This window comes from Nonomuraea sp. NPDC046570 (assembly GCF_040645915.1).
Lineage (GTDB): Bacteria > Actinomycetota > Actinomycetes > Streptosporangiales > Streptosporangiaceae > Nonomuraea.
Window position 1 is genome coordinate 202,109 of sequence record NZ_JBEYZF010000007.1, and the last position, 13,983, is coordinate 216,091.

At 69.8% G+C, this 13,983-nt stretch carries 16 protein-coding genes; 4 read left to right on the top strand and 12 right to left on the bottom strand.

From position 1 onward, the window contains the following. Window positions 1-50: 50 nt before the first annotated feature. The 8 genes from ABZ911_RS14480 to ABZ911_RS14515 all read right to left on the bottom strand — a co-directional run bounded on the left by ABZ911_RS14480 (window position 51) and on the right by ABZ911_RS14515 (window position 7,328). On the bottom strand, window positions 51-818 hold the full coding sequence (locus ABZ911_RS14480) for an isoprenyl transferase (RefSeq protein WP_358055085.1): 768 nt from the start codon (window positions 816-818) through the stop codon (window positions 51-53). Window positions 819-898: 80 nt separating this feature from the next. Further along, a complete protein-coding gene (locus tag ABZ911_RS14485) occupies window positions 899-1,381 on the bottom strand; it encodes a hypothetical protein (RefSeq protein WP_358055087.1) in 483 nt (160 codons plus the stop codon). 91 nt (window positions 1,382-1,472) lie between these two features. Beyond that, window positions 1,473-2,306: an amidohydrolase family protein gene (locus tag ABZ911_RS14490; RefSeq protein ID WP_358055089.1), complete on the bottom strand. Its 834-nt coding sequence runs from the start codon at window positions 2,304-2,306 to the stop codon at window positions 1,473-1,475. A 74-nt stretch (window positions 2,307-2,380) separates the two neighbouring features. Next, entirely contained in the window at window positions 2,381-2,803 is a 423-nt protein-coding gene (locus ABZ911_RS14495) for a hypothetical protein (protein WP_358055091.1), read from the bottom strand. After that, complete coding sequence (locus ABZ911_RS14500) at window positions 2,800-3,675, bottom strand: DUF692 domain-containing protein (RefSeq protein WP_358055093.1); 876 nt, start codon at window positions 3,673-3,675, stop codon at window positions 2,800-2,802. Before ABZ911_RS14500 ends, ABZ911_RS14495 begins: the two co-directional genes overlap by 4 nt. 1 nt (window position 3,676) lies before the next feature. Continuing rightward, window positions 3,677-4,663, bottom strand: coding sequence for a TIGR04222 domain-containing membrane protein (locus ABZ911_RS14505; protein WP_358055095.1), 987 nt, complete (start codon window positions 4,661-4,663; stop codon window positions 3,677-3,679). 109 nt (window positions 4,664-4,772) lie between these two features. Next, the gene (locus ABZ911_RS14510; RefSeq protein WP_358055097.1) at window positions 4,773-6,566 is read right to left on the bottom strand and encodes a phosphoenolpyruvate carboxykinase (GTP); all 1,794 of its coding nucleotides are present in this window, start codon (window positions 6,564-6,566) and stop codon (window positions 4,773-4,775) included. Window positions 6,567-6,809: 243 nt separating this feature from the next. After that, a complete protein-coding gene (locus tag ABZ911_RS14515; protein WP_358055099.1) occupies window positions 6,810-7,328 on the bottom strand; it encodes a hypothetical protein in 519 nt (172 codons plus the stop codon). Between the two features lie 105 nt (window positions 7,329-7,433). Between ABZ911_RS14515 and ABZ911_RS14520 the strand changes: the two genes are divergently transcribed. After that, entirely contained in the window at window positions 7,434-8,918 is a 1,485-nt protein-coding gene (locus tag ABZ911_RS14520) for an ABC transporter substrate-binding protein (RefSeq protein WP_358055101.1), read from the top strand. Between the two features lie 65 nt (window positions 8,919-8,983). Here the strand turns inward: ABZ911_RS14520 and ABZ911_RS14525 are convergent, their stop codons facing one another. The 3 genes from ABZ911_RS14525 to ABZ911_RS14535 form a co-directional block, all read right to left on the bottom strand. Continuing rightward, a complete protein-coding gene (locus ABZ911_RS14525; protein WP_358055103.1) occupies window positions 8,984-10,159 on the bottom strand; it encodes a C40 family peptidase in 1,176 nt (391 codons plus the stop codon). A gap of 86 nt (window positions 10,160-10,245) precedes the next feature. Beyond that, the gene (greA, locus tag ABZ911_RS14530; protein WP_358055105.1) at window positions 10,246-10,746 is read right to left on the bottom strand and encodes a transcription elongation factor GreA; all 501 of its coding nucleotides are present in this window, start codon (window positions 10,744-10,746) and stop codon (window positions 10,246-10,248) included. 98 nt (window positions 10,747-10,844) lie between these two features. Then, window positions 10,845-11,261: a DUF4307 domain-containing protein gene (locus tag ABZ911_RS14535; protein WP_358055107.1), complete on the bottom strand. Its 417-nt coding sequence runs from the start codon at window positions 11,259-11,261 to the stop codon at window positions 10,845-10,847. Between the two features lie 135 nt (window positions 11,262-11,396). Here ABZ911_RS14535 and mca point away from each other — a divergent pair, with 135 nt between their 5' ends. Genes mca through ABZ911_RS14550 form a run of 3 tightly spaced genes read left to right on the top strand, consistent with a single transcriptional unit; the run spans window position 11,397 to window position 12,787 of the window. After that, window positions 11,397-12,281: a mycothiol conjugate amidase Mca gene (gene mca, locus ABZ911_RS14540; protein WP_358055109.1), complete on the top strand. Its 885-nt coding sequence runs from the start codon at window positions 11,397-11,399 to the stop codon at window positions 12,279-12,281. A gap of 34 nt (window positions 12,282-12,315) precedes the next feature. Further along, window positions 12,316-12,477 (top strand): hypothetical protein, encoded by a 162-nt coding sequence (locus tag ABZ911_RS14545; RefSeq protein ID WP_358055111.1) that lies wholly within the window; start codon window positions 12,316-12,318, stop codon window positions 12,475-12,477. Between the two features lie 10 nt (window positions 12,478-12,487). Continuing rightward, the gene (locus ABZ911_RS14550) at window positions 12,488-12,787 is read left to right on the top strand and encodes a GNAT family N-acetyltransferase (RefSeq protein WP_358055113.1); all 300 of its coding nucleotides are present in this window, start codon (window positions 12,488-12,490) and stop codon (window positions 12,785-12,787) included. Here ABZ911_RS14550 and ABZ911_RS14555 read toward each other — a convergent pair. Continuing rightward, complete coding sequence (locus tag ABZ911_RS14555; RefSeq protein WP_358055115.1) at window positions 12,784-13,935, bottom strand: hypothetical protein; 1,152 nt, start codon at window positions 13,933-13,935, stop codon at window positions 12,784-12,786. The two genes, ABZ911_RS14550 and ABZ911_RS14555, sit on opposite strands and share 4 nt — an antisense overlap. Window positions 13,936-13,983: the final 48 nt, after the last annotated feature.

Consider the following 13,983-nt stretch of genomic DNA (forward strand, 5'->3'; position numbering starts at 1 on the left):
CCACCCCCGGGCGGCCAAGCCTGACCGTCCGGGGGAGTTCACCTGGCGTTTCAGGAACCGTAGCGCCGGTGTCTCGCGGCGTAGTCGCGCAGCGCCCGCAGGAAGTCGACCCTGCGGAAGTCAGGCCAGTAGGCCTCGCAGAAGTAGAACTCCGAATGGGCGCTCTGCCAGAGCATGAACCCGGACAGGCGTTGCTCGCCCGACGTCCTGATGAGGAGGTCGGGATCGGGCTGGCCGCGAGTGTAGAGATGCTCGGCGATGTGCTCCACATCGAGGACCTCGACGAGGTCCTCAATGCTCGCCCCCTTGCTGGCGTGCTCCTGGAGGAGTGAGCGCACCGCATCAGCGATCTCACGTCTTCCTCCATACCCAACCGCAACGTTCACAATCAGCCCTGGACGGTGCGATGTGACTTCTTTTGCGTTTTTTAGGACATGGGCGGTGCGATCGGGCAGCAGGTCGAGCGCGCCCACCGGGCTCACCCGCCAGCCCTCGGCGACGAGCTCCTCGACCACGTCCTCGATGATCTTCATGAGGGAGTCGAGCTCGTCCTTGGAACGGTTCAGGTTGTCACTGGAGAGCATCCAGACGGTGACGACCTCGACGCCCGCCTCCTTGCACCAGGTGAGCAGCTCGGAGATCTTGTCGGCGCCCTTGCGGTGCCCTCTGCTGACGTCGGCGAGACCCAGGGCCCGCGCCCAGCGGCGGTTGCCGTCGATGATGACCCCGACATGGCGGGGGATGTTGTCGCTGTCCTGGGACAGCTTGGCCTCCAGCCGGCGCTCGTACAGCCGGTAGACCAGGTCACGCAGGTCCACGGAGTCCCTCCAGCGGTGCAGTGCCCTACAGCCGGTTCATCCGGGTTTCTCCTGATCCGGATTCCCGACCTAGGCAATTATCACCGCCTTTCGAGACTACCCGCCCCCTCAACGGGATTCCGGCCGAGTTCCCGGCCGCCCAGGCACGCCTCGGCGTCGGCCACCAGCGACCGCACGAACGCCCCCAACTCCCCCGAGGTCAGCACCGCCCGCATGCCCACCCCCGGCGTCCCCCAGGCCTCCAGGTAGGCCCTGCGGGTCACCCGCCACTCCCCCGCGCCGCCCGGCCCCGGCACCCAGACCGGGATCGTCCTGAGCTGGCAGCGCAACTCCCCGCCGCCGATCGCCCCGGCCCGCGTGCGGTACCGGAAGGCGAACAGCTCCCCGTCGGGCTCCTCGGGGAAGCGATCGTCGGGATCGGGCCACAGCCGCGCCCCGCCCCGGCCCTCACGGGCCTCCTCCACCCCACGCGCCAGCCGCGCCAGGAACCAGCCACAGCGCTCCCCCACCAGCCCGTACGGCGTGCCGTCGCGGTGGAGCTCCAGGGTGATCTCGTACGGCACGCCGACGCTGTCCGTGCATGCGACCGGCGTAACGGTCAGATATGAACCATCTACGCAACGTAGTCCCCCCACCCCAGAGAGGGTATCCGTCCTAAAGTTCGTTAAACCCGTAGAAACGGACAGCCGTACCGCCCAGAACCTGGTCCCGGTCCGTGCCGCCGAGCAGCGCCGCCGTGACCTCCCACACCGTCCGGTAGTCCGAGGCCAGCAGCGCGACCGGCCAGTCGCTGCCCGCCATCAGCCGCTCCGGCCCGAACACCTCGACCGCGTGCTCGACGTACGGCCGCAGGTCCTCGACCGTCCAGTTCGCCTGGTCGGCCTCGGTGACCAGCCCCGACACCTTGGCGTACACGTTGGGCGCGCCCGCCGCGGCGGCGAGCAGCGAGGCCCACGGCTCCCACTCGCGGTCCCTGATGCGCGGCTTGGACAGGTGGTCGACGACGATGTTCAGCGTGGGGTGGCGTTCGGCCAGTGTGACCACGTGCTCCAGGTGGCGGGGCAGCAGCGAGACCACGTCGAAGGTGAGCCCGGCGGCGGCCACCAGTCCCAGGCTCTCCAGCACGGTGTCCCGGACCAGCCAGTCGGGGTCGGGCTCGGTGTGGATGAGATGCCGGACCCCGGCAAACTTCGGATGTCTCCGGTAGCGCTCGATCGCCTCGGCGGCCTCGTCCGGCCGGTCCAGCGGCACCCAACCGACTACGGCGGCGATGAACCCGTGCGCGTCGGCGTGCGCGAGCATCGCGTCCGTGTCCGCATACGAGTCGTCGGCCTGCACCAGGACGGTCGCGTCCACGCCCGCGACGGCCAGCTCGGGAGCCAGGTCGGCGGGCCCGAAGGTGCGGTGGATCGGCGCCAGGTCCGGGGTGGGCCAGGAGTAGATGCCGCTGTCCAGATCCCAGAAGTGCTGATGCGCATCGACAATCACCCGGCAAACATAGGATCTCTCCTCCTATCAGAGCAAGACAGGCCACGCCTGAGCGGCAAGCCCCGCGCGGGCCGCTACGCGTCTCCGGCCAGCCGCCCGATCGCCCGTCGCCACCAGCCCGGTCCTTCACCGCCTGGGCGAGGTTCCGTGGCCGCCGGGGGCTCGTCGAGGAGGAGGCCCTTCGCCCGGAGCCAGGCGGCGAAGTCGTCGGCGTCGGCGTGGTAGCCGGGCGGCGGGGCGGTCCGGGCGGCGGCGTAGGCGGCGAACTCCTTCGCCAGGCCGTCACCCGCGGCCCTGGCAGCGTCGGGACGCATCCTGGCCACCACCGACCGCCGCTTGGCGACCAGGCTGACCGCCTGGACGCGCATCCTCTCGGGATCGAACCCCTCAGGCGTCTCCGCGCCGTCCACCAGCGCGGCCAGCACCCGTGCCTGCGCCTCCGCCAGCCGCCGCCGTACCTCCTCCTCCGGACCGCTCCGGGCGTCTGCCGTGCTCACCGGGCGGCCTTCGCCATCGCCGACCTGATCCGGTCCAGTTCGGCGGTCAGGGTCGCGTCGCTCGGGTAGTCGTCGTCCCACTCCAGCAGCACGCCCGGCGGGTCCACCCGGACGCACAGCTCGTACAGCAGGTCGAGCACCGCCTCGGGCGCCGGTGCCGCGTGCGTGTCGTGCCAGACGCCGTGGTGCTCGTAGCCTCCGGCGACGTGCACGTACGACAGGTGCTCCAGCGGCAGGACGTCCAGCGCCGCCACCGCGGGAAGGCCGAGGTTGATCTGGTTGGTGTAGAGGTTGGCCACGTCCACGAGCAGCCCCACCCCGGTCCGTTCGACGAGTTCGGCCAGGAACTGCGCCTCGGTCAGCTCGTCCTCGGGCCAGCCGAAGATGGCGGCCACGTTCTCCAGGGCGAGCGGCACCGGCAGGGCGTCCTGGGCGCGCCGGACGTTCTCGGTGACGACGTCCAGCGCCTCGCGGGTACGCGGGACGGGCAGCAGGTGGCCCGCCTCCATCCCGCCCGCCCTGACGAACGCCAGGTGCTCGCTGACCAGGGGCGCGCCGAGCGCCTCGGCGCAGGCGGCGAGGTGGGCGAGCCTGGCCGGGTCGGGCAGCTCCGCGCCGCCGATCCCGAGCCCGACGCCGTGCGGGATGACCGGCGTGCCTCTGCCGCGCAGTACGGCCAGCGACTCGGGCAGGTGGCCCGGCCTGATGTTCTCGGCGACGACCTCGACGAAGTCGACCCCCGCCATCCGCTCGACGGACAGGTCGATCTCCGCCCGCCAGCCGATCCCGACCCCGAGCCCACCCATGTCGGCCACCTCCGAGTTCAACGACACACCCGCCCTGGTCGGCGGCCCCGGCGAAGCGTCGGCCATGTCAGCCGCCTCCGCAGCCGCCGCCTCCGCAGCCGCCGCTGCTGCACGACGAGCCGCCTCCGGAGCTGCAGGACGAGCCGCCCGAGGACGACCCTCCCGAGGACGACCCGAAGTCACCGCCGCCGAAGTCGCCGGAGGACGAGCCGCCGCCGCACGCGCCCGCCGCACAGCCGCCGCCGACGCTGAACCGGTGGTTCTCCGAGCCGAGCTCGGACATCAGTTGCGGGTCGTCGAGTTCGCTCAGGCCGTACAGCGCGACGGGGAAGCCGATCGCGAAGGCCATCTCGGGGGCGGCCGAGCGGGTGGCGCCGGGAACGTGAACGCGGCGGAGCCTGCTCAGTTCGTCGCTGCCCGCGCTGGTCAGCGTGTTCCGCAGGGCCTTTCGGCCCTCGATGTGGCCGACGACGCCGATCATGGAGGCGACGCCGAGCACGAGCGCGGCCAGCGAGGTTCCCGCGTCCCACGCCACGACGTCCGCGAGCAGCGCGACGATGACCGCGACCAGGAGTGTCACCGAGGCGCACACGAGCAGCAGCAGGATGTTCACCCGCGTGCGGACGGTCGTCATGGAGCCGTCGGGGAGGAGCAGGCCGAGGCCGGTCAGGTGGAACCTGAGCCCGTCCATCACCGGCCCGTTGCCCACCTCGTGGCGCAGCGTCGCCGCGGACACGCCGCCGGGGTGCGCGGAGACCGCTTCGAGCACCACCCGCTCGACGGGGTCCTGCGCGGACCTGACATCGGAGACGGCGTGGATGTTGCCGCCGCGCGAGACCCGGACCATGCCCTGCCGCGCCATGAGGGCCAGCGCGGTGTTGACCACCCGCCGGGGGCCGCCCGACAGATAGGCGAGCTCGTACGGGGTGAAGCTGTCCTGGCGTCCGGCCGCGACGACGGCGCGCACCCGGCGGTGTTCCCTGTGGATGGCGGTGGTCACTCCGATGACGCCGGAGACGACGATCACCGCGATGATGAGCAGGAGAATTCCCATGGACGACCTCCCTGACACGCCTGTGTACCGGTAGACGTGCACCGAGGCCGGATGGTTTCCGCAAAGAGGTATCCGGATTTTCCGGATACCTCCTTGTGGCGGGCGCGTCTCAGCCCAGGCGGGCCCGCAGGGCCTCGTACTCCTCCCAGAGCTGCTTGGGCAGGTGGTCGCCGAACGTCTCGAAGTGCGCGGGGATCAGCGCCGCCTCCTCGCGCCACACCTCGGGGTCGACGCTGAGCAGCGTCCGCAGGTCCTCGGCGGGCAGATCGAGGCCGTCGGTGTCGAGCTCGGCGGGCAGCAGCCCGATCGGCGACGGTACGGCCTCCGCCTCACCGTTCAACCGGTCCACGATCCACTTCAGCACCCGGCTGTTCTCGCCGAACCCGGGCCAGATGAACTTGCCCTCGGCGTTCTTGCGGAACCAGTTGACGTAGTAGATGCGCGGCAGTCTGGCCCCGTCACGGGCGCCGATCTTCAGCCAGTGAGCGAAGTAGTCGCCCATGTTGTAGCCGCAGAACGGCAGCATCGCGAACGGGTCGTGGCGCAGCTCGCCGACCTTGCCCTCAGCGGCGGCGGTCTTCTCGGAGGCGACGTTGGCTCCGAGGAAGACGCCGTGCTGCCAGCTCAGCGACTCGGTGACCAGCGGCACCGCGGTGGCCCGCCGTCCGCCGAACAGGATCGCCGAGATCGGCACGCCCTTGGGGTCCTGCCACTCCGGCGCGATGGTGGGCGCCTGCGAGGCGGGGGTGGTGAAGCGGGCGTTGGGGTGCGCGGCGGGCTCGGCGGACTCCGGCGTCCAGTCGCGGCCCTTCCAGTCGGTCAGGTGGGCGGGCGGCTCGTCGGTGAGGCCCTCCCACCACACGTCGCCGTCGTCGGTGAGCGCGACGTTGGTGAAGATGCTGTTGCCCCAGAGCGTCTCGATCGCGTTGGCGTTGGTGCTCTGCCCGGTGCCGGGCGCGACGCCGAAGAATCCGGCCTCGGGGTTGATCGCGTAGAGGCGGCCGTCGTCGCCGAAACGCATCCAGGCGATGTCGTCGCCGATCGTCTCGACCTTCCAGCCGGGGATCGTGGGCTGGAGCATGGCGAGGTTGGTCTTGCCGCAGGCGCTGGGGAAGGCCGCGGCGATGTAGCGGGTCTCCCCGGCGGGCGGGGTGAGTTTGAGGATCAGCATGTGCTCGGCCAGCCAGCCCTCGTCGCGGGCCATGACGCTGGCGATGCGCAGCGCGTAGCACTTCTTGCCGAGCAGCGCGTTGCCGCCGTAGCCGGAGCCGTACGACCAGATCTCGCGGGTCTCCGGGAAGTGGCTGATGTACTTGGTGGAGCTGCACGGCCACGGCACGTCGGCCTGGCCCTGGGCGAGCGGCGCGCCCACGGAGTGCACGGCCTTGACGAACTCGCCGCGCTTCTCGATGAGCCGCAGCGCGGGCTCGCCCATCCGCGTCATGATCCGCATGGACACGGCGACGTACGGCGAGTCGGTGATCTCGACGCCGAGCTGCGAGATCTCACCGCCGAGCGGGCCCATGCAGAACGGCACGACGTACATCGTGCGCCCGCGCATGCTGCCCTTGAACAGCTCACCGAACGTCTGGCGCATCTCCGCTGGAGCGATCCAGTTGTTGGTGGGACCGGCGTCCTCTTCCCGCTCCGAGCAGATGAACGTGCGGTCCTCGACCCTGGCGACGTCGCTGGGGTCGGAGGTGGCGAGGAAGCTGTTCGGCCGCTTGGCCAGGCGCGTGAACGTCCCCTGCTCGACGAGAAGGTTCGTCAGGCGGGTCCATTCCCCCTCCGAGCCGTCACACCACTCGATCCGCGCGGGCTGGGTCAGGGTCGCGATCTCGTTCACCCACGCCACCAATTCGGAATTGGTCGTCGGTGCGGGCACATCCACGGAAACGGACACGGCAGCGGCTCCTCCACTTCTCTGGGCCAAAACATCATTACGGCGATCGCCTGCAAAAGCCAATTGGCGTAGACCTTTTGCGGGACTGTCACCGCAGGCAGCGGCCTGGTGATTGGAGGACTCTACCCACCTTGAACAGGATTAAAGAAAGCAGTTCTTTCAGTGGTTTAGGCCAATGTAAGAGGTCTAAACCAATGACCGCAGAGGTTTAGTCCATTCGGTCGCGAGTTTCTCCTGCCCAGCCTAGGAATTGACGTCGGGCCCGGCGGCGCGGACGCGGTCGACGTGCTGCAGCGCGTCGCGCAACTCACCCAGCCAGGTGTCGGTGTTCCGGCCCACCAGGCGTACGCACCAGGCGAGCGCGTCGCTGCGACTGCGGGCCACCCCGGCGGCCACGAGCGTGTCGAGGACCTGCCGTTCGGACTGCCTGAGCCTGGTCATCACCGGCACCGACAGGGTGGTGAACATCACCGTCTCGTCACCGCAGACGACCCCCCAGGACACCTTGCGCCGGAAGCGCCGCTCGGCCTCGGCGGCGATCTCGATGCGCCGCTCCCTGGTCTCCTCCCGGAAGCGCCTGACCAGTCCGTCGACGATGGCGGACCGCTCCACCTCCGTTTCGGCGGCCGGCACGGGCAGCGTGCCGAGCACGGCGATCTCCTCACGATCGAGCACGATCTCCGGCGGCCCCTCGAACCAGCCCTCCGGAAGACGACCGGTGAACCACCCGCGGAGCTGGGCTACCGCTTCATCTCTTTCCATGTAATCAACATTACATCGCAAATCAGCGAATGCCCAGATCGGGCCTTCCCTCCCCATATCGTTGATCACTAGGGTGAACGACCGCCCCTGACCTAGGAGAAGCCGGTGCCCAAGCGAGTCCTCACCCTCGTCGCGGGAGCGAGCCTGCTGCTCGCCACCGCCGTGGACGGCGCCGCGGCCGAGACCGCCCGCCCCATCAGCGTGGCGAGCTGCGAGCCCCTCCAACTCAGCCTGGCCGCTTCCACCTGGTGCGGCAGCGACGTGCTCGACGCCCTGTTCACCGGCCTGGTGGAGTACGACCCGAAGACCGGCGCGACCGTCAACGCGATGGCGCGATCCATCACCACCACGGACAACAGGCTCTTCACCATCCACCTCAAGAAGGGCTGGACCTTCCACGACGGCACCGAGGTGACCGCGCGCCACTACGTGGACTCGTGGAACAGGGCCGCCGCCACCAACTCCTACCTCTTCGAGCGGATCCAGGGGTACGGCAGCCGCCGCATGTCCGGCCTGCGGGTCACCGGCGAGCACTCCTTCACGGTGCAGCTGGCCAAGCCGTACGGGCCGTTCCCCAACCTGCTGGGGGCGCTCGCCTTCTCTCCCGCCCGCGACTCCCGGCTGAGCCTCGGGCGGGTCGTCGGCAACGGCCCGTACGAGCTGGTGAGCTGGAAGTCCGGCGGCAAGGCCGTGTTGAAGGCGGTCAAGGGCTATCCCGGGCCGCGCAAGCCGCAGGCCGCGACGCTCCACTACGACATGATCGACGGCGGTCTGGGCCACCTCGCGCTCAAGAAGGGCCTCGTCGACGTCGCCGACCTGCCCGACAGAGCCTCCCACCCCCGCCGGGTGGTCCAGCCGTTCGCCGAGATCATGACCATCGACCTGCCCTTCAACAAGCCCGCGGTGGCCCGCTCGGTGGATTTCCGCAGGGCGCTGTCGATGGCGATCGACCGGAAGAAGGTGCTTGGCGCGGCGTTCGGCGCCGAGCGGGCGCCCGCCGACGCGCTCGTCCCGCCCGGCGCGCTCGGCGCGCGGCGGGACACCTGCGGCGTCTGGTGCACCTACGCCCCCGCCAAGGCGCGCGCGCTGCTCAAGGGGCCGGAGGTCACGCTTCCGCTGCACTACAACAGCGACGGCGGCCATCGGAAGTGGGTCGAGGCGGTCGCCCGCAGCATCAACACCACGCTGGCCGGGAAGGTGAAGGTGGTCCCCACCCCGCGCCCCCGCTTCGGCGTCATCTCCGACGAGGCCGCCAAGGGCAGGCTGAACGGCGCCTTCACCATGGCCTGGCTGTTCGACCAGCCGCACATCGCGAACTTCCTGGCCCCGATGTACCGCACCGGCGCCCCCGCCAACTACCAGGGCTACCGGAACAAGCGGTTCGACGCGCTCGTCGACGCCGCCGACCGCCAGCCGTCCTCTTCCCGCGCGATCGGTATGTACCGGGACGCCGAGCGCCTGCTCATCAACGACATGGTGGCCATCCCGGTCGGCTTCTACCGCAGCGTCACCGGCTACTCCGCGCGTGTCGCCCCGCCCGCCCTGACGCCCTTCGGCTGGGTCGACCCCACGTCGCTGCGGACGCGGTAGTCGCTCTCAGCTGGCGGGAGCGGGACAATCCTGGCATGAGTCCAGCAGCGTACGGGCTTCGACCTCTAGCGAACCTTCGCGGCGACCACCGGGCTGACCCTGACGATGCCCGCCAGGTTGCGGGTGTTCAGGGGGGAGATCTTCACCACGTCACCGGTCCGAGGCGCCTGCAGGACCTTGTTGTCGCCCCAGTAGATCGCCACGTGCGAGATGTAGCCCGGGTTGGTCGGGTCGCTGCGCCAGAAGACCAGGTCGCCCGGCTGGATCTGGGACAGCGGCACCTGCGGCCCAGCCACCCACTGCTGGTGGGTGACCCGCGGCATGCGCACCCCCGCCCGCGCGAAGGCCCACTGGACCAGACCGGAACAGTCGAAGGTGTCGGGCCCTTCGGCGCCCCAGACGTACGGCCGGCCGAGCTTGCCCGCCGCCGCGGTCAGCGCCGCCGTGATCTGCGGGCCGGACATGAACGAGCCGGTCGTCCACTGCTGCGGATTCTGCTGCCGCACCGGCTGGACCGGGTTGATCGCGGCCACCTGGGAGCCCTTGGGCAGCACCCGCAGCAGCGCGCCGCGCAGCCTGTCGCTGTCGGTCTTGGGGGCGCTCAACACGAGCGCGTTGTTCTGCGGGAACCCGAGAGTCTTGGCGGTGTCGCGGGAGACGACCGCGTCGATGGCGCCCATCCCCATCGTGGCGTAGGCGCCGATCCTGAGCCGCCCGAGCCCGCCGGTGACCGTACGGCCGAGCGTGAGTCCTCCGTCGTTGCCCAGCACGAACGAGACCGCGACGTCGCCGCCCGCCACGTTGGACCAGAGTCCGTCGGAGGCGGCGGTCACCTTGGGGGTGTAGGCGCGGAAGCTGGACGGGTTCACCCCCAGCGTCTGCACCTGCTTGCCGTCGATCGTCACCGTCGCGGCGTCGGCCAGCTCCATGGCCTGGATGCCGGAGATCTTGACGACCTTCTCCAGCACCGACCTCGGCAACGGCTTGCGCGCGACCACGAACAGGTGGGGTTTGCGCAGTTTGCGGAGCGGTTCGACGGGTGGCGCGGTCCGCGTACCGGCGACCAGGTTCTCCTGCGGGAGTAATCGGTGCCGGACGGCCGCCGGCTGGGGTCTGCGGACGGTCTCGGGCTCGCTGTTCAGCTCGCCCAGCACGACCACGTCGGCGGCGAGCACGGCGGCCACGGCCGCGGCGATGTACGGGACGAGCCTGCGGTGGTCGCGCCGGCGCCCGCCGTGCACCAGGAACGACAGGTCCTGCCGGATGCCGGAGACACGATAAAGATCCGCCGGACTGGTCGGTGCCCGGCGGATCTCCTCGTCTGGAATCAGTTGCCGATGTACGGCACGGCCTCAAGGATCTCGACCGTGTTCTGACGGCCGTTGGGCATGGCGTAGGTGGCCTTCTCGCCGATCTTCTTGCCGTTGATCGCGGCGCCGAGCGGGGACCTGGGCGAGTAGACGTCGATCGGAGCCCCGCTCTCCTCGCGGGAGGCGAGCAAGAAGGTGACCTCGTCCTCGTCACCGACGAACCGGATGGTCACCGTCATTCCGGGCCCCACCACGCCCTCGGCCTTGGGGGCCTCGCCCACCTTGGCGTTGTCGATGATCTGCCGGAGATGGAAGATGCGGGCCTCCATCTTGCCCTGCTCGTCCTTGGCCGCGTGGTAGCCGCCGTTCTCCTTGAGGTCACCCTCTTCGCGGGCGGCCTCGATCTTCTTGGCGATGTCGACGCGCCCGGGGCCCGAAAGGTGTTCGTACTCCGCCTTCAGGCGGTCGTACGCCTCCTGCGTCAGCCAGGTGACGTTCTCATCGCGAGAGTCGGCCACGGGTTCTCCTTGCTTCCTTAGGGGGCCCTGATTCACTCGGGGGGCGAATTGCGAAAGGCTAACAACTCAGCCGCTCGAACGCTTCCCCAAATGTCTCACTATACGAGATAGCAGTACTGGATGTGGACGGAAGTGGCTTGGGCACTCGTGTCCAACCGCTCCTTCAGACGGGTATACCCCTCTCCGGCCGGAATCTTTACCTCCCGGCTGCCTACTTCCACATGCAGACTGTCCGTGGCCCGGATCCGGCAGACGGCGGCGCTGTCGGCGGGCTTGGCGATCTCGAACGTGATCTCGGCCGTGTCGGGCCTGCTGGCGTTGAACGACACGACCTGCTTCACGACTTCCACATTGCCGGTGGCCGACCACATCACGTAGCCCCAGCCGCCCGCGATGATCGCCACCAGCACACCGATCACGACATGCACGACCAGGCGACCGCGCTGCTCAGGGCGGTCAGGGTAGTCGTCGGGTGTGCCGAGAACGGGCCCGTTCGCGGCATCTCTGGTGGCCATGGCGGAATCTCCCTGCACTACCTCAGTGTTATCCGAGACAATTGTCGCCCGTGGGGGCCGTGCCTCCGCGACCGCCCAAGAGAAACTAACCTCTGTAGGCGAGTGACCAGGTCGATCTGAGGAGACATCGAGCCCGTGAGTGCACCGCTGAGGCTGATGGCCGTCCACGCCCACCCCGACGACGAGTCGAGCAAGGGTGCCGCGACCATGGCCCGTTACGTAGCCGAAGGCGTGGAAGTCCTGGTCTGTACCCTCACCGGCGGTGAACGCGGGTCGGTGCTGAACCCCAAGATGGACAGGCCGGAGATCGTGGACAACATCGCCGAGGTGCGCCGCTTGGAGATGGAGCGCGCGCGCGAGATCCTCGGCGTCCAGCAGCGCTTCATGGGGTTCGTCGACTCGGGCCTGCCCGAGAGCGACGAGGAGGAGCTGCCCGAGGGCTGCTTCGCCGTACAGCCGCTGGAGGCCGCGTCGGCGCCGCTGGTCGCGGCCGTGCGCGAGTTCCGGCCGCACGTCATCATCACCTACGACGACGACGGCGGCTACCCGCACCCCGACCACATCATGACCAACAAGGTGTCCGTCGAGGCGTTCGAGGCGGCCGGCGACCCCGACCGCTACCCCGGCGCCGGGGACCCCTGGCAGCCGCTGAAGCTCTACTACCAGATGGGCTTCACCAAGGCGCGGTTCGAGGCGCTGCATGAGGCGATGGACGAGCGCGGCATGGGCTCGCCGTACGCCGACTGGATCGCCCGCTGGGAGGACCGGCCGGAGAAGTGGCCGGTCACCACCCGGGTGCCGTGCGGCGACTACTTCGACAGGCGTGACGAGGCGCTGCTGGCGCACGCCACCCAGGTCGACCCGGACGGGTTCTGGTTCGTCTGCCCGCGCGACCTGCAGCGGGAGATCTGGCCGACCGAGGACTACCACCTGGCGCGCTCGCTGGTCGACACCGACCTGCCGGAGAACGACCTGTTCACCGGGATCCACGCGGCCGAGGTCTCGCCCGCCTGCCACTGACACGACCACGGGGTGCTGGTGGCAGACTGGACGTGTGACGTACTTCGCTGTAGGTGACGTGAGCCCGGGCATCCTGGGCTTCACCGTCGTCGCTCTGATGGGCTTCGCCCTGTTCTTCCTGATCAAGTCGATGAACAAGCAAATCTCGAAGATCGAGGTCCCGCACGAGGCAGACCTGGACAAGAAGGCCAAGTAGGTTGTCGTTCATGACTGACGGCATCCAGGTTGTGGACAACGCGGCGAAGAGCCGGTTCGAGGTCCTGGTGGACGGGCAGGTCGCCGGATTCGCCGTCTACCGGCTGCTGCCCACCGTGATCGTCTTCACCCACACCGAGGTCCAGCCCGAGTACGAGGGGCAGGGGCTGGCCGCCAGGCTGGTCGGCACGGCCCTCGACATGAGCAGGGACACCGGCCTCGGGGTGCTGCCCGCGTGCCCCTATGTCGCGAAGTACATCAAGAAGCACCCCGAGTACGCCGACCTGGTGGTCGAAGACCCCCGCCGCTAGTCCTCCGGCGTCGCCCAGGCCCGCTTGAGCGCCTCGGGCAGACCCCACCAGCCCAGCGGCGTCAGCACCTCGTCCGCGTCCACGATCCCGAGGTGGCCCCACAGCGCCGTGACCGGCGCGAACAGCGTCTCCGTCGTGTCGAGGTCGTCCGGGTCGTCCAGGTCGACGTCGATGTCCTCGGACTCGGCGACGAGGCGGGCGATCCGCTCCGGCGAGGCGAGCACGCCCGGCCCGAGCCTGGCCAGCGCGGCCACCGCGGCCAGCCAGTCGGCGTGGTGGATCGCGCACAGCGAGGCGAGCACCGAGTCCTCGTGGCTGAGCGGGGCGTGCAGGTCCCCGAACTCGTCCTCGTCCTCCTCGTCGGCCAGGTCGGAGACCGGTCCCGCGATGCCCGCCGCGACCGCCAGCCAGAGCTCCACGTCGTCGTCGGCCAGGGGCACGCCCTCCAGACCGGCACAGGCCCGCAGCACGTTGCCGGGGTAGCCGGGCAGGGCCAGGACCTCGCGCAGCCGTACACAGGCCGCGGCCAGGTCGGCGGCGGGTAGCTGGGGCCGGTGGGGCAGGTCGGCGAGGATGCGGTTCAGCTCGGCGAGGGCGTAGGCCTCCTCCTCGTCCCAGGCGGCGAACAGTTCGTCGTCCTGCTCGTCGCTCACCGCCTGGCCGGGCACCCGGCCGTCCGGCAGCGGGCTGGTGAGCCAGCGCTCCTGCAGCGCCTCGTAGGCCTGGCGGGCCACGCCGTCGCCCTGGGCCAGCGCGTCCGGGTCGATCTCTCCCGCCGCGATGCGCTCCTCCAGGAAGCGGACGAACAGGTAGTGCATCTCCTCCGCGACCGGCCCGCGCTCGTCCTCCTCGGGCCAGACGAAGTAGCTTGGAGTCAGGAGGATCGGCTCGCTGCCGGTCGCCTCGATCCAGCGCTGCACGTCGCCGATCGTCGCGATGCCCGCCTCGATGGCGCTGAGCGTCTGCTTGGCGGACTCCCAGAACGTCACCGACAGCGGGTTACCCGCCGCGAGCATCTCCCTGCGGAGATCGGGCAGGGCGACCAGCGCCACCCCCGAGGGTACGGCGAGCAGCGCCCTGGCGATGTCCCTGCGGGTGAGCGCGGCGGCCGGGCGGCCGGCGTGCGAGCAGACGAAGTCGAGATCCACTCTCGGTAACCTACGCCTCCTAGCCCCGCGTCACACCTGGCGTCCGGG

Bases quoted from the DNA above. Each gene is read 5' to 3' on its own strand.
- ABZ911_RS14500 (WP_358055093.1), bottom strand. From the start codon at position 3,675: ATGGCCGACGCTTCGCCGGGGCCGCCGACCAGGGCGGGTGTGTCGTTG.
- ABZ911_RS14505 (WP_358055095.1), bottom strand. From the start codon at position 4,663: ATGGGAATTCTCCTGCTCATCATCGCGGTGATCGTCGTCTCCGGCGTC.
- ABZ911_RS14515 (WP_358055099.1), bottom strand. From the start codon at position 7,328: ATGGAAAGAGATGAAGCGGTAGCCCAGCTCCGCGGGTGGTTCACCGGT.
- ABZ911_RS14535 (WP_358055107.1), bottom strand. From the start codon at position 11,261: ATGGCCACCAGAGATGCCGCGAACGGGCCCGTTCTCGGCACACCCGAC.
- ABZ911_RS14550 (WP_358055113.1), top strand. From the start codon at position 12,488: ATGACTGACGGCATCCAGGTTGTGGACAACGCGGCGAAGAGCCGGTTC.